The 17839-nt window shown below is 56.4% G+C and carries 15 protein-coding genes; 10 read left to right on the top strand and 5 right to left on the bottom strand.

Annotated elements, in window-relative coordinates:
• Window positions 1-246: 246 nt before the first annotated feature.
• Complete coding sequence (gene nadB, locus RTE01_RS14875; RefSeq protein WP_041146761.1) at window positions 247-1866, top strand: L-aspartate oxidase; 1620 nt, start codon at window positions 247-249, stop codon at window positions 1864-1866.
• On the opposite strand, the gene trmN is transcribed toward nadB, so the two are convergent.
• A complete protein-coding gene (trmN, locus tag RTE01_RS14880; protein WP_123551844.1) occupies window positions 1851-2588 on the bottom strand; it encodes a tRNA(1)(Val) (adenine(37)-N(6))-methyltransferase TrmN in 738 nt (245 codons plus the stop codon). The two genes, nadB and trmN, sit on opposite strands and share 16 nt — an antisense overlap.
• A gap of 130 nt (window positions 2589-2718) precedes the next feature.
• On the opposite strand from trmN, the gene srmB reads away from it, so the two are divergent.
• Complete coding sequence (srmB, locus tag RTE01_RS14885) at window positions 2719-4044, top strand: ATP-dependent RNA helicase SrmB (protein WP_041146763.1); 1326 nt, start codon at window positions 2719-2721, stop codon at window positions 4042-4044.
• Window positions 4045-4159: 115 nt separating this feature from the next.
• Window positions 4160-4879 (top strand): GntR family transcriptional regulator, encoded by a 720-nt coding sequence (locus tag RTE01_RS14890; RefSeq protein ID WP_041146764.1) that lies wholly within the window; start codon window positions 4160-4162, stop codon window positions 4877-4879.
• Here the strand turns inward: RTE01_RS14890 and RTE01_RS14895 are convergent, their stop codons facing one another.
• Window positions 4880-6079: an enolase C-terminal domain-like protein gene (locus RTE01_RS14895; RefSeq protein WP_041146765.1), complete on the bottom strand. Its 1200-nt coding sequence runs from the start codon at window positions 6077-6079 to the stop codon at window positions 4880-4882. It abuts the gene before it with no gap.
• 273 nt (window positions 6080-6352) lie between these two features.
• On the opposite strand from RTE01_RS14895, the gene RTE01_RS14900 reads away from it, so the two are divergent.
• Complete coding sequence (locus RTE01_RS14900) at window positions 6353-7717, top strand: PTS transporter subunit EIIC (protein WP_134527303.1); 1365 nt, start codon at window positions 6353-6355, stop codon at window positions 7715-7717.
• A gap of 54 nt (window positions 7718-7771) precedes the next feature.
• Here RTE01_RS14900 and grcA read toward each other — a convergent pair whose 3' ends face one another.
• Window positions 7772-8155 carry an autonomous glycyl radical cofactor GrcA gene (gene grcA / locus RTE01_RS14905; RefSeq protein ID WP_076947771.1) on the bottom strand — a complete coding sequence of 128 codons (384 nt, stop codon included), beginning with the start codon at window positions 8153-8155 and terminating at the stop codon, window positions 7772-7774.
• Window positions 8156-8471: 316 nt separating this feature from the next.
• Between grcA and ung the strand changes: the two genes are divergently transcribed.
• A complete protein-coding gene (gene ung / locus RTE01_RS14910) occupies window positions 8472-9161 on the top strand; it encodes a uracil-DNA glycosylase (protein ID WP_141335137.1) in 690 nt (229 codons plus the stop codon).
• 81 nt (window positions 9162-9242) lie between these two features.
• Here ung and RTE01_RS14915 read toward each other — a convergent pair whose 3' ends face one another.
• The gene (locus tag RTE01_RS14915; protein WP_041146769.1) at window positions 9243-10313 is read right to left on the bottom strand and encodes a tRNA/rRNA methyltransferase; all 1071 of its coding nucleotides are present in this window, start codon (window positions 10311-10313) and stop codon (window positions 9243-9245) included.
• A gap of 203 nt (window positions 10314-10516) precedes the next feature.
• Between RTE01_RS14915 and trxC the strand changes: the two genes are divergently transcribed.
• The 5 genes from trxC to RTE01_RS14940 all read left to right on the top strand — a co-directional run bounded on the left by trxC (window position 10517) and on the right by RTE01_RS14940 (window position 16239).
• Window positions 10517-10942 carry a thioredoxin TrxC gene (gene trxC, locus RTE01_RS14920; protein WP_041146770.1) on the top strand — a complete coding sequence of 142 codons (426 nt, stop codon included), beginning with the start codon at window positions 10517-10519 and terminating at the stop codon, window positions 10940-10942.
• Between the two features lie 70 nt (window positions 10943-11012).
• A complete protein-coding gene (tapT, locus tag RTE01_RS14925) occupies window positions 11013-11711 on the top strand; it encodes a tRNA-uridine aminocarboxypropyltransferase (RefSeq protein ID WP_115192103.1) in 699 nt (232 codons plus the stop codon).
• Window positions 11712-11746: 35 nt separating this feature from the next.
• Window positions 11747-14404, top strand: coding sequence for a bifunctional acetate--CoA ligase family protein/GNAT family N-acetyltransferase (locus RTE01_RS14930; RefSeq protein WP_115192102.1), 2658 nt, complete (start codon window positions 11747-11749; stop codon window positions 14402-14404).
• A 114-nt stretch (window positions 14405-14518) separates the two neighbouring features.
• Window positions 14519-15874 (top strand): CDP-diacylglycerol--serine O-phosphatidyltransferase, encoded by a 1356-nt coding sequence (gene pssA / locus RTE01_RS14935; RefSeq protein ID WP_134528605.1) that lies wholly within the window; start codon window positions 14519-14521, stop codon window positions 15872-15874.
• 41 nt (window positions 15875-15915) lie between these two features.
• Entirely contained in the window at window positions 15916-16239 is a 324-nt protein-coding gene (locus tag RTE01_RS14940) for a YfiM family lipoprotein (RefSeq protein ID WP_134527306.1), read from the top strand.
• A gap of 3 nt (window positions 16240-16242) precedes the next feature.
• Here the strand turns inward: RTE01_RS14940 and RTE01_RS14945 are convergent, their stop codons facing one another.
• On the bottom strand, window positions 16243-17541 hold the full coding sequence (locus tag RTE01_RS14945) for an MFS family transporter (RefSeq protein ID WP_134527309.1): 1299 nt from the start codon (window positions 17539-17541) through the stop codon (window positions 16243-16245).
• Window positions 17542-17839: the final 298 nt, after the last annotated feature.

The raw sequence follows: 17839 nt of genomic DNA on the forward strand, positions 1-17839 counted from the left end.
ACTCAGCGCAGGTAAGATGATGAGGAAAAAGCGTAAGGTCCGCGAGAAGGGTAACGTAACACGGTTTATATTTCACTATAAAATCTGAAGCTAACGATCTGCTTCGCAAATATTTTCTTTCATTTCTCCCCCGCCGCTTTAGCGCAGCATGTTTAGTTGCCGCAACCAACGGTAAAAAAAATGTACGATTCGTCACGACCTGGTGCTATTGTGGCTCAATTGTGTTTAGTAAATTAAACAAAGGCCATGAATACAACTCCTGAGTTCTCCTGTGATGTATTGATTATTGGCAGCGGCGCTGCCGGTTTGTCGCTTGCCTTGCGTTTAGCGGAGCACAGTTCGGTCACCGTACTGAGCAAAGGCCCGATCAGCGAAGGCTCCACCCTTTATGCGCAGGGCGGCATTGCCGCCGTCTTTGACGAAACGGACAGCATCGAATCTCACGTGGAGGATACGCTGATCGCCGGAGCGGGCCTGTGCGATCGTCACGCCGTCTCCTTCGTGGCGAGCAACGCCAAACCCTGCGTGCAGTGGCTTATCGATCAGGGCGTGCTGTTCGACACCCAGGTCCAGGCCAACGGCGAAGAGAGCTATCACCTGACGCGTGAAGGCGGCCACAGCCATCGCCGCATTCTCCACGCCGCCGATGCCACCGGTAAAGCGGTGGAAACCACCCTGGTGAGCCAGGCGCTTTCACACCCCAATATCCGCGTGCTCGAACGCAGCAATGCCGTCGATCTGATTATTTCTGACAAGATTGGCCTGCCCGGCGATCGTCGGGTCGTCGGGGCGTGGATCTGGAACCGTAATGAAGAAAAGGTTGAGACCTGGGGAGCGAAAGCCGTTGTTCTGGCAACCGGCGGCGCTGCCAAGGTATATCAATACACCACGAACCCGGACGTATCATCCGGCGACGGTATTGCCATGGCCTGGCGTGCGGGCTGTCGCGTCGCCAACCTGGAGTTCAATCAGTTTCACCCTACCGCGCTGTACCATCCGCAGGCGCGCAATTTCCTGCTGACCGAAGCGCTGCGCGGCGAAGGCGCCCACCTCAAGCGTCCGGACGGTTCACGCTTTATGCCCGATTTTGACGCCCGCGGCGAGCTGGCTCCGCGCGACGTCGTCGCCCGCGCCATTGACCATGAGATGAAGCGCCTCGGCGTTGACTGCATGTATCTGGATATCAGCCATAAGCCCGAAGCCTTTATTCGTCAGCACTTCCCGATGATCTACGAGAAGCTACTCGGTCTCGGTATCGACCTGACGAAAGAGCCGGTGCCGATTGTGCCGGCGGCGCATTACACCTGCGGCGGGGTGATGGTTGACGATAACGGGCGGACCGATGTCGAGGGGCTGTATGCTATCGGCGAAGTCAGCTACACCGGCCTCCACGGCGCCAACCGCATGGCCTCCAACTCGCTGCTCGAATGCCTGGTCTACGGCTGGTCGGCCGCCGAAGATATTCGGCGCATCATGCCGCAGGCGCAGGCGGTTACCGACCTGCCGGCCTGGGACGAGAGCCAGGTTGAAATCCCCGATGAGCTGGTAGTTATCCAGCATAACTGGCACGAGCTGCGCCTGTTGATGTGGGACTACGTCGGGATTGTGCGCACGACCCGTCGCCTGGAGCGCGCCCTGCGGCGCATAACCATGCTGCAGCAGGAGCTCGACGAATACTATGCCCGCTTCCGCGTCTCCAACAACCTGCTGGAGCTGCGTAACCTGGTGCAGGTTGCCGAGCTGATTGTGCGCTGTGCAATGCTGCGCAAAGAGAGCCGCGGCCTGCACTATACGCTGGACTACCCGGATCTGCTGCCGGACAGCGGGCCGTCTGTTCTCACGCCGGACGCTCACATAAAGAGATAAAAGTCCTGGGTCAGCGCGGTAAATCCTTCGGAGTATTGCTGCTCTGGCCCACGGATAATCAGCCGGTCACTGAAGCACTCCCCCGCCGTCGGCGAGAAGGCAAGGAGCACCCGATGAGGCGCGCGCATTTCCGTTTCCGCCACGTCGGTGCGTAAACGCAGATGCCACCCCATCGTCTGCGCGCGTCGGGCAAACGCGTCGCCAATATCCACCGGCAGCACCACGCAGAAAAATCCCTCCTCTGTGATACACTCAGCGGCACAGCTTAATAGCGTCACGTGATCGAGCGTGGTCGTATATCGCGCCTGTTCGCGCTGGGATGTTGCGCAGGGCACGCCTTCGGCAAAAAAAGGCGGATTGCTGACAATCAGCTCATAGCGTCGGGTTTGCGGCGGCTGCCACTGTTGAATATCGGCTTGATGTACCTGGATACGGGCGGGCCATGGTGAAGCAACGGCGTTTTCCCGCGCCTGTTCTGCCGCCTCTTCATCCAGTTCAACCGCATCCAGCGCCACCTGCTCTCCGGTACGCTGAGCCAGCATCAGGGCCAGCAGGCCGCTGCCGGTCCCGATATCCAGCACGTGCTTAACCTGAGCAATCGGCGCCCACGCGCCGAGCAGAATACCGTCGGTACCCACTTTCATTGCGCAGCGGTCGTGAGCGACAAAGAATTGTTTAAACGTAAAACCATTGCGCGGCAGCGCAAACTTCGACTGAGACATCCTAACAACCTTGCGGGCAAAAACTCCTGAGCTTAAGGCTATGCACAATACCGGAGAACAGATAGCCTTACAAACAGATGAACATTGCGCGCGTAACGTCTATAATCGTCGGTCCACTCAGAGGTAGATAATGACTGTAACGACTTTTTCCGAACTTGAACTCGACGAAAACCTGCTGGAAGCCCTCCAGGAAAAAGGTTTCACACGCCCGACAGCCATTCAGGCCGCCGCTATTCCGCCTGCGCTCGATGGCCGTGATATTCTCGGTTCAGCCCCGACCGGCACCGGTAAAACCGCGGCGTATCTGCTGCCAGCGTTGCAGCACCTGCTTGATTTCCCGCGCAAGAAGTCAGGGCCTCCGCGTATTCTGATCCTGACGCCAACCCGCGAGCTGGCGATGCAGGTTGCTGACCATGCGCGCGAGCTGGCGGCGCACACCCATCTCGATATCGCCACCATCACCGGCGGCGTCGCGTACATGAACCACGCGGAAGTGTTCAGCGAAAACCAGGATATCGTGGTCGCCACCACCGGCCGCCTGCTGCAGTATATTAAAGAAGAGAACTTCGACTGCCGCGCCGTAGAAACGCTGATCCTCGATGAAGCGGACCGAATGCTGGATTTGGGCTTCGCTCAGGATATCGAACATATTGCCGGCGAAACCCGCTGGCGTAAGCAGACCATGCTGTTCTCCGCGACCCTCGAAGGCGATGCCATCAAAGATTTTGCCGAGCGTCTGCTGGAAGAGCCGGTGGAGGTGTCCGCATCCCCTTCCACCCGCGAGCGGAAGAAAATCCATCAGTGGTACTACCGCGCCGATGACGTTAAGCATAAAACCGCCCTGCTGATAAACCTGCTGCAACAGCCGGACGCCACCCGCTCTATCGTCTTTGTGCGCAAGCGCGAGCGCGTTCATGAGCTGGCATCCTGGCTGCGTGAAGCCGGTATCAACACCTGCTGGCTGGAAGGCGAAATGGTGCAGGCGAAGCGTAACGAAGCGATTAAGCGCATGACCGATGGCCGCATGAACGTGCTGATTGCCACCGACGTTGCCGCGCGCGGGATCGATATCCCGGACGTGAGCCACGTCTTCAACTTCGATATGCCGCGCACCGCGGATACCTATCTGCACCGTATCGGCCGAACCGGTCGTGCCGGGAAGAAAGGCGTGGCAATCTCTCTGGTTGAGGCGCATGACCACCTGCTGCTGGGCAAAATCGGTCGCTACATTGACGAGCCGCTGAAGGCACGCGTTATCGACGAACTGCGCCCTTCAACTCGCGCGCCGAGCGAGAAGCAAACCGGCAAGCCTTCCAAGAAGGTGCTGGCCAAGCGCGCAGAGAAGAAAAAAGAGGAACAAGAAAAGCCGCGCGTGAAGAAACGTCACCGCGATGCTAAAAATGTCGGCAAGCGTCGTAAGCCGAGCGGCAGCGATACGCCGCAGCAGTCGAGCTAAGAATAAAACAACGCCGGGATATCCCGGCGTTTTTTGCATTTACGCCTGCGGTGACAGCGCTGCGGGGAGTGGTATCGGGCGCGTCCTTGAGCCGGTGAGTCAGGAATTGATCGTTATGAAAAAAAAAGATTTCGTCACCCAGGATCTGCTCAGCAAAATCTACCAGCACAATGACCCCGGCCCCCGCAAGCTCCCGCCTGAACGCCGGCTGGCGGAGGAGTATGGCGTCTCGCGGTTTACTATCCGCCAGGCGCTGGAAAAACTCGCCGACATCGGCGTCATACGTATCGTGCAGGGCTCAGGGATCTGGATTAACGAGCGGATGAGCAACAATCCGCTGGTCTATAACTCCATCACCGAAAAGCGTTTCGATCGGATGCGCTATCGGACAATCAGCCTGCATAAAAAGCGCCCCGACCGCGAGGAGCAGCAGATTTTCGGCATTACGGATGAGGATTTTATCTGGCAATTTTGCCGCCTGCGCTTCGTCGATAACGTGGCGCTGCAGATTGAGATTTCGCGGATGCCGGCCGCCGCCTTTGCCGATCTTAGCCGGGAGGTTATCGAGCAATCCCTGCAGCAGTATGTGCTGGCCAAGGGCTATCAAATTTCACATTTACTCACCACCTATCAGGCGGTGAGCGTCAGCCGGGAGCAGGCCGCTCTGCTGGGTTGTAAAAAGGGTATCCCGGCCATGCACATTAACAATCGAGGGATTCTCGATGGCGGTCAGGTGTATGAAATCAGCGATATCATCGATATCAACTACTCCTGTACCTACGTTATCCCGCATAACCGCGATAACTTAACCTTCCGCCAGGCCCCCTCGGACTAGCTATGGCGTATGGATCGTGCCGTCAGGCAGGCGGCTCTGCGTCCATTCATGCGGACGATAGACAAGCGGATATGCCTGCGCCAGCGGCTGATTAAAGCCGACGCCAATGCCTGCTGCCGTTGGCGGGTAGATAAACCCGTTATTGACGACGGGCGCGCCGGGGAATACCGCATCGGTCGCCTCAGAACGCGGTATAAACTCCTGGATTGCGGCATTGCTGAGGTGGATATTCAGGTGGGTATTGACCGCAACCCCAATCGGCGTCATATCGCCTGGCCCGTGCCACGCCACGCGCACGCCGAAGGCCTGGCAGAGAACCGCCAGCTTCAGGGCCGGCGTAATCCCGCCAATCTGCGAAACGTGGCAGCGGATAAAATCGATCTGTCGCTTAACAATCAGGTCATGCCATTCAGCCGGATTATTAAACAGCTCCCCCATCGCGAGTGGGATCGCGCTTTGCTGGCGGATCTGCGCCAGCCATGCGCTCTGCTGCGGCGCTAAAATATCCTCAATAAACCACGGCTGATACGGCTCGAGCTGCTTTGCCAGCTGCAGCGCCTGCTGCGGGAAAAGCCTTTCGTGGACGTCATGGAGGATATGGAAACGATGTCCGTAGCGCGCTCGCAGCAGCCGGAACATCTCAACCGTATTCCTGATGTACTCATCCTGATCGTAATAGGCGCCCGGCGTCGGGTTCTCCGGCGTGTGCATCTCCTGCGCCGTGCCACCATAAAAACCGAGCTGGCAGCGGATGTGGCGATAGCCCTCCTCCAGCAGACGTTCAACGGCGATAAACAGCGCTTCCGGCGTCTCGCCGCTGGCATGGGTATACGCTGGGATAGCGTCACGCGATTTGCCGCCAAAAAGCTGATACAGCGGCATTCCCGCCAGCTGGGCTTTGATATCCCATAGCGCCATATCAACGCCGGCGATCGCGTTATTCATTACCGGCCCGTTTCGCCAGTAGGCATTGACGTTCATCATCTGCCAGAGGTCTTCGATATTGTTGGCATCACGGCCAAGCAGCAGCGGCTTAAGGTATTCATCAACCATCGTTTTGACCGCCAGCGGACGCTGCTGGAAAGTCGCGCAGCCGTGGCCCACGGTGCCTTTGTCGGTGGTAACGCGTACTGTGACCAGGTTATGACGATCGGGGCGGGTGATAAAACACTCAATATCAGTAATTAGCGTAGCGTTCACGGCAAGGCTCCCTGCGGCAAAAATAAAAGATGATGCCAATTATCTTCGCCCTATTTATTAGACAAGGTAAACCTTTTTATTTAATAAAATTTTGGTTCGAAAAATGGATTTAATTTCATTAAAAACCGTACCAATTTAGATAAAAACCGCTCACAACTACCTTAACCACGGTAATTTGTGATTGAAATCATATTTTATTGGTTTGTTTTTATAGTTTGGCTTATTTACCATTTGACGACGCAAACAGCACTACACATTAATCCAGGAGCCGGTATGGAGACGCAAGATGCAATCAGCAGAATTATTTTGCTGATTGGCGGAAAAGAAAATATTAATAACGTCTGGCACTGTATGACCCGATTACGCTTTGATTTAATTGATGATAACAAAGTAGAAAAAGAAGAGATCAAGAAACTACCCGGCGTGCTCGGCGCGCAGCTGCAGAGCGATCAGTTTCAAATCATCATCGGGCCGAAGGTCAGCAGCTGGTATGAACGCCTGCTCGCGGCATTAGGTCCCGTCGGCAGCGAGGCTGCGGAAAAACCCCACCAGCGCAAGGGGCTGGTATCGCTGTTTATGGATACCGTGTCGGGCGTTTTTGGCCCGATCGTGCCGGCCATTGCCGGAGCCGGGATGATAAAAGGCCTGCTGGCCGGACTGATCGCGCTGAAAGCGGTACCGCAAAATAGCGATACCGTGATGATCATCGACCTTATCGCCAGCGGCGTATTCTATTTCCTGCCCTTTTTCCTTGCCGTCTCGGCGGCAAAGATTTTTAAGACCAACGAGTATCTGGCCATCGCCGTTGCTGCCTGCCTGATGTATCCGACGCTGATTGACGCCGCGAAGGCGCTGGCGGCCCATCACGATGGGGCGGCTTCCGCGCTGTGGCTGCTAAACGCCGTCCCGATCCCGGTATTCAACTACGCCTCCAGCGTGATCCCGGTTATTTTCTCCGTGCTGGCGCTGAAATATATCTATGCCTGGGTCGATCGCATTATGCCCGAGGTGCTGAAAACCGTTTTCACGCCGACGCTGGCGCTGTTTATCGGCGCGCTGGCGGCGCTGGTGATTATTGGTCCGGTTGGCATCTGGCTTGGCAAAGCGCTGGCGTGGTTTATTGAAGGTCTGTTCGGCATCTCCGCGAGTTTTGCCGGACTGGTGGTGGGCGCTATCCGCCCGGTCGCGATCCTCACCGGAATGCATCACGCCATGACGCCCATTGCCCTGCAAAACTTCAGCGATCGCGGTTACGACATGCTGATGCCGATGATGTTTATGGCCAACATGTCGATAGCGGGCGCGACCTTTGCTATCTGGCGCGTGAGTAAAGATCGCCAGCAGCGCACGGTTACGCTGTCTGCGGCAATTTCCGCACTGCTTGGGATCACCGAGCCCGCGCTGTTCGGCGTCTTAACGCGCTATAAAAAAGCGTTCGTCGCGGCCACCGTTGCCAGCTCGCTGGCCTCAGCCTTTATCGCTTTCTTCGGCGTACGGCTGTATGGCTACATTCTGTCGAGCATTTTTAGCCTGCCGGCTTACATCGGCCCCTACTTTATCTTTGCGCTGTCGGGCGTGGCGATCGCCATCGTATTGTCGTTCACCCTCACCACGCTGCTGGTAAGGCAGGAGCGCTAGCCTGAGATAATAAAAAACCCCCGGCTCGATTGAACCGGGGGTTTTTGCTAACGCTTACAGACTTTCAGTGAAAGTACGTGCAATAACGTCGCGCTGCTGTTCTGGCGTCAGAGAGTTAAAACGTACCGCATAGCCGGATACGCGGATGGTCAGCTGCGGATATTTCTCCGGATGTTCAACCGCATCCATCAGAGTTTCACGACGCAGGACGTTAACGTTCAGGTGCTGACCACCTTCAACGCGCACTTCCGGTTTAACGTCGAGCGGAATCTCACGGTATTCGATTTCGCCGAGCTTGTTCACCGCAACCACGTCATCTTCAGCAAAACCGCCTTTTGCACACAGGCAGCGCGCTTCGCCCTTTTCGCTATCCAGCAGCCAGAAAGAGTTCAGCAGGTCGTCGTTTGCAGCTTTAGTAATTTGGATACCTGTAATCATGTGATGCCTCCCTTAGGCAATATTTATTCGTTCTGTTGGCCCGTTCATGGCCAATTGGTAAAACCATTGTTGTATGAGTGTATATATATCAGCCGAACACCCGGTATTCATTGACCCAAATCAACAAAAACCACTAATTAAAAGTGGGTATGAAGGGATATTATTGTTTTACATCAAGTTACGCCATAGCGAATGCCAAATAATTTTGTAAATTTTCAACTATTTTTGCAGGCGAAACGTCAGCAAAGCGGCAGCGATTTTGTTATGCAGAAAGAAGCAGTTAAGCTATAGCGATACCCCTTTGCAGGAGAGCATGATGACCACCCCACTGACCTGGCATGACGTGCTGGCGGAAGAGAAGCAACAGCCCTATTTTGTGAATACCCTGAAAACCGTCGCCGAAGAGCGCCAGTCGGGCATAACGATTTACCCGCCGCAAAAAGATATTTTCAACGCCTTTCGCTATACCGAGATCGGGGATGTAAAAGTGGTTATCCTCGGGCAGGATCCCTATCACGGGCTGGGACAGGCGCACGGTCTGGCCTTTTCCGTACTCCCGGGGATCCAAACTCCGCCGTCGCTGTTGAATATGTATAAAGAGCTGGAGGGAACCATCCCTGGCTTCAGCCGTCCCGCGCATGGTTATCTTGAAAGCTGGGCGCGCCAGGGCGTACTGCTGCTCAATACGGTATTAACGGTACGCGCGGGGCAGGCGCATTCTCATGCCAGCCTTGGCTGGGAAACCTTTACCGATAAGGTTATTTCGCTGATCAACGAGCATCGGGAAGGGGTTGTGTTTTTACTGTGGGGCGCGCACGCGCAGAAGAAAGGTGCCATCATCGACCGCCAGCGCCACTGCGTGCTAAAGGCGCCGCATCCGTCCCCGCTCTCCGCTCACCGGGGCTTTTTCGGCAGCAACCATTTTGTCCAGGCCAACCAGTGGCTGGCCGAACGCGGCGAAGCGCCGATTGACTGGATGCCGACCCTACCGGCCGCCGAGGAGTAGCCGGATCCCGCGCCCGTTACGCTAAGCGTAAAAACAAAAATGCCAGCATTATGCTGGCATTTTTTTCAGACAGACCGGGCATCAGGCCTTGTTCTGGCGCCACCATTCGGCCAGCAGAACGCCGGTCGCGACGGAGACGTTCAGGCTTTCGACGTTGCCGGTGCCTTCGATAGCCACGTTCAGATCCGCGCTGGAGATCGCCGCATCAGACAGACCATCGCGCTCCTGGCCTAACGCCAGCACCATTTTCTTCGGCAGCTCGGCTTTGTAGAGCGGCGTCCCGTTGTGGCTGGAGGTAGACACAATCGCATAGCCCGCTGCGCGGAACTGCTCCAGCGTGTCGAGGAAGCTATCGCCGGTAATCGGCTCTACGTGCTCGGCGCCGCCCTCTGCGGTACGAATGGCCGCACCGGATTCCAGCATGCCGGCATCCTGAACCACCACGCCCTTCACGCCGAAGTGGGCGCAGCTACGCATGATGGCGCCAAGATTGTGCGGGTTACCGACGTCTTCAAGCGCCAGTACGCAATCTTCTGCATCGGCCTTAGCGACCCACTGCGCAACGGAAGTCCCGTTACGTTTCTTAATCAGGAAGCAAACTCCGCCGTGGTGCTCGGTGCCGGATGCTTTCGCCAGCTCGGCTTCGTCAACCACGTGATAGGCTTTACGGTTGGCGGCCATCCAGCGCAGGGCTTCTTTAAAGCGCGGGGTGACGCTCTGCACGAACCAGGCGCGAACGATAGCGTCCGGACGGCTCTGGAAAAGCGCCTGGCAGGCATTTTCGCCATACACGCGGGTCTCTTCCGCACGCTGACGGCGCAGCACTTCCGGATCGATAAAGCTTTTACCGCTGATCCCGCCGTGATCCGGCTTGGCTGCGGCTTCATCATTCGGTGCACGTGAAACGGTACGCCACGGTGAGCCCCCTTCACGATCGAAATCATCGCGTTTGCGATCGTCACGTTTGCGGTCATCACCGCGGCTGTTTCTTTCATCGCGGGCAGGGCGGCTACGGCCGTCAACACGAGATTTTCCTGGGCGCCCTCCCCCTTTCCCGGTACGCGGGTTATGGGTGCGTCTGTCAGAATCATCATCACTGCGGACATACATCACTTTGACCTTGCCGCTTTTATTTTTCAGTTCGTCGCTCATCAATTTTCTCCACCTGCGCTGCGCGAAGCGCGCAGATTACCCGATGTATCACCGCTTCGCCATTATTTCGTTTAAAAGATAGGGTCTATCGTATTCATCGAACAAAACGCATTGTTGTTTAACGGTACCTAATCGATAATATGTAACATTACAGATACAAATCGGCCACGTGCCGCGCTGCAACCCATAACCAGAGGTTAGTTATGAATACCGTTTGTGCCAGTTGTCAGGCTCTGAACCGCATCCCCGACGATCGTAGCGCCGATGGCGCTAAGTGCGGGCGCTGCGGCCACGATCTTTTTGACGGCGACGTCATCAACGCGACCGGGGCAATGCTGGATAAACTGCTGAAGGACGATCTGCCGGTTGTTGTCGATTTCTGGGCCCCGTGGTGCGGACCCTGCCGTAATTTCGCCCCGATCTTTGAAGACGTTGCGGAAGAACGCAGCGGCCAAATGCGCTTCGTGAAGGTCAATACCGAAGCTGAACGTGAGCTGAGCGCGCGTTTTCGCATTCGCAGCATTCCGACCATTATGATGTTTAAAAACGGCGAAGTCATCGACATGCTGAACGGAGCGGTACCTAAGGCGCCGTTCGACAGCTGGCTTAACGAGGCCAACCAGCAGTAAACCTGACGGGGCAGCGCTTGTGCCCCGTTTTCTCCTCTGCGACAATGGCGTTTTCTTTTAGCGACACCCCATGATTGATAACGCCGTTCTTCGCCTGCGTGCCGAACGTCTCGCGCGCGCGACCCGACCTTTTCTTGCTCGCGGTAATCGAGTCCACCGCTGCCAGCGCTGTTTGCTGCCGTTGAAGCAGTGCCTGTGCGCAACCCTCGCCCCCGCAGCGGCCAGCAGCCGCTTTTGCCTGGTGATGTTCGATACTGAGCCGATGAAGCCAAGCAACACCGGGCGTCTTATCGCCGATATCCTGCCGGACACCGAGGCGTTTCAGTGGTCGCGAACCGAGCCGCCGCAGGCGCTGCTCGATCTGGTCGCCAATCCTGACTACCAGCCAATGGTCGTTTTCCCGGCGTCGTATGCCGGAACGGAGCGCAAGGTGCTGAGCTCGCCGCCTGCGGGAAAACCGCCGCTGTTTATCATGCTCGACGGCACCTGGACCGAAGCGCGAAAAATGTTCCGTAAAAGCCCGTATCTTGACGCGCTGCCGGTCATTTCCGTCGATCTGTCGCGTATTTCGGCCTATCACCTGAGAGAGGCCCACGCTGAGGGACAATACTGTACGGCGGAAGTGGCCATTGCCCTGCTGGATCTCGCCGGAGACACAAACGCCGCGGGCGCGCTCGGCGATCACTTTAGCCTGTTCAGAAGCCGCTATCTGGCAGGAAAGACGCATCATAAGGGCAGTATCACAGCACAAGAGGCGGAAAACGTTTAAAATCATCCGGTCACTGGGGATCAAAGGAGACCGGTATGAGCCAACGAGGCCTGGAAGCATTATTGCGGCCAAAATCGATCGCCGTCATTGGCGCGTCAATGAAACCACAGCGTGCCGGTTATCTGATGATGCGCAACCTGTTGGCCGGGGGCTTTAACGGCCCGGTCCTGCCGGTCACTCCGGCATGGAAAGCCGTTCAGGGCGTGCTGGCATGGCCGACTATCGACAGCCTGCCGTTTACTCCCGACCTTGCCGTACTCTGCACCAACGCCCGGCGAAACCTTGAGCTGCTTGAGGCGTTGGGGCAAAAGGGCTGCAAAACCTGCATTATTCTCTCCTCCCCGCCGGAGCAGTATCCGGCGCTGCTCGAGCGTGCCGCCCGCTATCAGATGCGGCTGTTGGGCCCAAATAGTCTCGGGCTGCTGGCGCCCTGGCAAGGGCTGAATGCCAGCTTTTCGCCGGTGCCAATTCGCCGGGGCAAGCTGGCGTTTATCTCCCAGTCTGCCGCGGTGTCGAATACCATTCTTGACTGGGCGCAGCAGCGCGAGATGGGCTTCTCATACTTTATTGCGCTGGGCGACAGCCTGGATATCGACGTTGACGATCTGCTCGATTTCCTCGCCCGCGATAGCAAAACCAGCGCCATTCTGCTCTATCTCGAACACCTCAGCGACGCCCGCCGCTTTGTTTCCGCGGCCCGCAGCGCATCGCGCAATAAGCCGATTCTGGTGATTAAAAGCGGACGCAGCCCGGCGGCGCAAAAGCTGCTGCACGTCAACTCGGGGATGGACCCGGCCTGGGACGCCGCGATTCAGCGCGCGGGCCTGCTGCGGGTGCAGGATACCCATGAGCTCTTCTCCGCCGTCGAGACGCTGAGCCATATGCGCCCCCTGCGCGGCGAGAAATTAATGATAGTCAGCAACGGCGCAGCTCCTGCGGCGCTGGCGCTGGACGAGCTTTGGCTGCGCAATGGCAAACTTGCCTCGCTAAGCGACGATACCGGCGACAGGCTGCGGCAGGCGCTGCCGGGAAGTATCGATATCGCTAACCCGCTGGATCTGCGCGACGATGCCAGCAGCGAGCACTATCTCAAGGCCCTCAACGTGCTGCTGGATAGTCAGGATTATGATGCCCTGCTGGTCATTCACTCTCCGAGCGCGGCCGCGCCGGGAACCGAAAGCGCGCTGGCGCTGATTGACGCCTTAAAAAACCATCCGCGCGGCAAGTACGTTACGGTGCTGACGAACTGGTGCGGCGAATACTCGTCTCAGGAAGCCCGGCGCCTGTTTAGCGATGCGGGTCTGCCAACCTACCGTACGCCGGAAGGCACCATCACCGCCTTTATGCATATGGTGGAGTACCGACGTAACCAGAAGCAGCTGCGGGAAACGCCGGTGCTTTCGGATACGGTGACGGCCAACACTGCAGAAGCCCATACGCTGCTGCAGCGGGCAATAACCGAAGGCGCAACTACCTTAGATACCCACGAAGTCAGCCCCGTGCTGCGCGCCTATGGTATCCATACCCTGCCGACGTGGATTGCCGCCGACAGCGCCGAGGCGGTGCACATCGCCGAGCAAATTGGCTACCCGGTCGCGCTGAAGCTGCGTTCCCCGGATATCCCGCACAAGTCAGAAGTTCAGGGCGTAATGCTCTATCTGCGTACCGCCGCCGAAGTACAGCAGGCGGCAGATGCTATTTTTGACCGGGTCAAAATGACCTGGCCGCAGGCGCGTATTCATGGCCTGCTGGTTCAAAGCATGGCAAATCGCGCCGGAGCGCAGGAGCTGCGGGTGGTCGTTGAACAGGATCCGGTCTTCGGGCCGCTGATTATGCTGGGTGAAGGCGGCGTCGAATGGCGCGCGGAGGATCAGGCCGCCGTCGCCCTGCCGCCGCTCAATATGAACCTGGCCCGCTATCTGGTTATTCAGGCGATCAAAAGCAAAAAGATCCGTGGCCGTAGCGCCCTGCGCCCGCTGGATATCTCCGGCTTAAGCCAGCTGCTGGTTCAGGTGTCGAACCTTATCGTCGACTGCCCGGAGATCCAGCGGCTGGATATCCACCCTCTGCTGGCGTCCGGCAACGAGTTTACCGCGCTCGACGTGACGCTAGGTCTTGCCCCGTTCACCGGCGATAGCGAAAGCCGGCTGGCGATACGCCCTTATCCCCAGCAGCAGGAGGAGTGGGTGGTGTTGAAAAATGGCGAACGCTGCCTGTTCCGCCCAATTTTGCCCGAAGATGAACCGCAGCTGCTGGCCTTTATCGCTCAGGTGACCAAAGAAGATCTCTATTACCGCTACTTCAGCGAGATCAATGAATTTACTCACGATGATTTAGCCAATATGACGCAGATCGACTACGATCGAGAAATGGCCTTTGTTGCGGTACGCGCGAGCGCAGAGGGATCGGAGATCCTCGGCGTTACGCGTGCGATCTCCGATCCCGATAACATTGATGCGGAATTCGCCGTCCTGGTCCGCTCTGATTTGAAGGGATTAGGTTTAGGCCGCAGGCTGATGGAAAAGCTGATTACCTATACGCAAAGCCACGGTCTACAGCGGTTAAACGGGATCACAATGCCCAATAACAGGGGCATGATTGCTCTTGCCAGGAAGCTTGGCTTTAAGGTGGATATTCAGCTGGAAGACGGGATTGTCAGCTTGTCCCTGCAATTTTCAGCGCAACAATCATAAACTGACGACCGCAATTGTTGACCACTTTAGCGGGTAGTAATGTTATTATTGCCCGCTTACGTCGTCTGCATGGTACAGAAGACCCTTCAATAAACAGAGAAGAAACGCACTGTGATGTTGTCAAAATTTAAGCGCAATAAACATCAACAACACCTTGCCCAACTCCCTAAGCTTTCTCAGTCAGTTGATGATATCGAGTTCTTTTACGCTCCGGCAGATTTTCGGCAAGCGTTACTGGCAAAGATAGCTCACGCCACTCAGCGTATTTGCATTATTGCGCTCTATCTGGAGCAAGATGATGGCGGCAAAGGAATTCTGCAGGCACTCTATGACGCCAAACGCCAGCGTCCAGAATTAGATGTTCGCATCCTGGTTGACTGGCACCGAGCCCAGCGCGGGCGCATTGGCGCTGCGGCAGCCAACACCAACGCCGACTGGTACTGCCGCATGGCGCAGGAAAATCCTGGCGTTGATATCCCGGTTTACGGCGTGCCGGTGAATACCCGCGAGGCGCTCGGCGTACTGCATTTTAAAGGTTTCATCGTTGATGAGTGCGTGCTCTACAGCGGCGCCAGCCTGAATGATGTTTATCTTCATCAGCACGATAAGTATCGCTACGACCGCTATCAGTGCATTCGCAACGGCAAAATGGCCGACGTGATGTTCGACTGGGTGGAGCATAATCTGGTCGAAGGCCGCGGCGTGAATCGCCTCGACAGAGCCGATCGTCCGAAAAGCCCGGAAATTAAAAATGATATCCGTCAGTACCGCCAGGAACTTCGGGATAGCGGCTATCATTATGTCGGCGATGCGGAAAACGATCGGCTGTCGGTAACGCCGCTGGTTGGCCTCGGGAAATCAAGTCTGCTGAACAAAACCATCTTCCATCTGATGCCCTGCGCGGAACGGAAGCTGACTATCTGTACGCCGTACTTTAACCTTCCGGCCCTGCTGGTGCGTAATATCATCCAGCTGCTGCGCAGCGGGAAGACGGTAGAAATTATCGTCGGCGATAAGACGGCAAACGACTTCTATATTCCTGAAGATCAGCCGTTTAAGATTATCGGCGCGCTCCCCTATCTGTATGAGATCAACCTACGCCGCTTCCTGAGCCGGCTGCAATACTATGTTAACACCGATCAGCTGATTGTCCGTTTGTGGAAGGATGACGATAACAGCTATCACCTGAAAGGCATGTGGGTTGATGACGAATGGATGCTGCTGACCGGCAATAATCTTAATCCGCGCGCCTGGCGCCTGGATCTGGAAAACGCCATTCTTATCCACGATCCGCAGCACCAGCTTGGCGCGATGCGTGAAAAAGAGCTGCATCTGATTCGCCAGCATACGACGGTGGTTAAGCACTATCGCGACCTGCAAAGCATCGCCGAGTATCCGGTAAAAGTGCGTAAGCTGATTCGCCGCCTGAGGCGCATCCGTATCGACCGGCTAATCAGCCGTATTCTCTGAATTCCAGCCCCGCTTCGCCGGGGCTTTTTTATGGGATCGTTATGCGTAAAGTCATCATCATCGCTCCTCTGCTGCTGAGCGGCTGTAGCCATATGGCCAATGATTCATGGCACGGCCAGGATAAGGCCCAGCACTTTATCGCCTCAGCCATGCTCTCCGCAGCGGGTAACGAATACGCGCAGCACCAGGGTTACAGCCGCGATCGCAGCGCCGCCATCGGCTTTATGTTTTCGGTAAGCCTGGGCGCATCGAAGGAGCTGTGGGATAGCCGCCCGGCGGGGAGCGGCTGGAGCTGGAAAGATTTTGCCTGGGACGTGGCCGGAGCCACAACCGGTTACGCGGTGTGGCAGCTGGCGCATCAGTAATATCTACAGGCGTAATCCCTTGCCCTTACGGTGCAGCATCAGGGAGACGAAGAAAGCTAACGCTCCCATGACGGTGACATACCAGTAAAACGCGTGTTCTGCTCCGACTGATTTTAACAGCAATGCGACATATTCAGCCGAACCGCCGAACAGCGCATTGGCGACCGCGTAGGATAACCCAACGCCTAGTGCACGTACCTGAGCCGGGAACATCTCCGCCTTTAAAATACCGCTGATCGAGGTATAGAAACTGATGATCAGTAAGGCACACATAACCAGCGCGAATGCGGCATACGGTGAAGTGACATTTTGTAATGCGCTCAAAATCGGTACGGTAAAGAGGGTCACGAGTACGCCGAAACAGAGCATTGAGGTTCGCCGGCCAATCCTGTCCGATAGCGCACCAAATAGCGGCTGAGCCAGCATATAGAAAAATAGAGCGGCGGTCATAATCATGCTGGCCGTACTGGCGCTCATTCCAGCCGTATTGACCAGGTATTTCTGCATATAGGTCGTAAAGGTGTAAAAGCTTAGCGAGCCGGCGGCGGTAAAGCCCAGCACCATCATAAATGCCCGGCGATTACGCCATAATCCTTTAAAGGATCCAGCTTCTTTCAGCGCCCGGGTCTCCTGCTGCGAAGTTTCATCCAGCTGACGCCGGAGCCATAGCGCCACTACCGCCATTACAGCTCCCAGCGCAAAAGGAATACGCCATCCCCAGGCGTGCAGCTGTTCATCGCTGAGAATCTGCTGCAGCGCCACCACCACCAGGACCGCCAGCAGCTGCCCGCCGATAAGCGTTACGTACTGGAAGGATGCGTAGAAGCCTTTCTTCCCCTCAACGGCAACCTCACTCATGTAAGTTGCGCTGGTTCCGTATTCACCGCCGACCGAGATGCCCTGGAAAAGGCGGGCCAGCAGCAGGAGTGCGGGAGCCCATGTGCCGATCGTCGCGTAGCCCGGCAGGCAGGCAATAACCAGCGATCCCATACACATCATGCACACCGAGATGAGCATTGAGGTCTTGCGGCCACGGCGATCGGCAATACGGCCAAACAGCCATCCACCGATGGGGCGCATCAGGAAGCCGGCGGCGAATACGCCTGCGGTTTGTAGCAGCTGGGTGGTGGTGTTTCCTGAGGGGAAGAAGATATGCGCAAAATAGAGAGAGCAGAATGAGTAGACATAAAAATCAAACCATTCGACCAAATTCCCCGAGGATGCTCCAACAATCGCCCATATGCGACGGCGGGTATCAGCGTGTTTCAGCGATCCCCGTTCGTTAATACTGCTTTCTACCATTGTTATTCTGCTCCAGCAAAGACTGCAATCTGTCTCGTCGGGCGTACCACGTCACTTAGACAAATCAATTAGTAAAACAAATGTTATATAATTGTTATATTTTTATATGTGATTTAACTCACATTTATTTTCGTCATGCGGGTATTCGGAATGAACGATAAAGCAGGAGCGGGGATAGAGTGAAATATGGGGGTGAGGCGGCGACAGTAGGCTTTTATGTTGCAGTTGCCGGTAGATGAGCACGCGGAACGCGGCGCGCAGCGCCCGATCCGGGCGGCGTCCGGTCACTTTTCATGAA

Source organism: Klebsiella terrigena, from assembly GCF_006539725.1.
Lineage (GTDB): Bacteria > Pseudomonadota > Gammaproteobacteria > Enterobacterales > Enterobacteriaceae > Klebsiella > Klebsiella terrigena.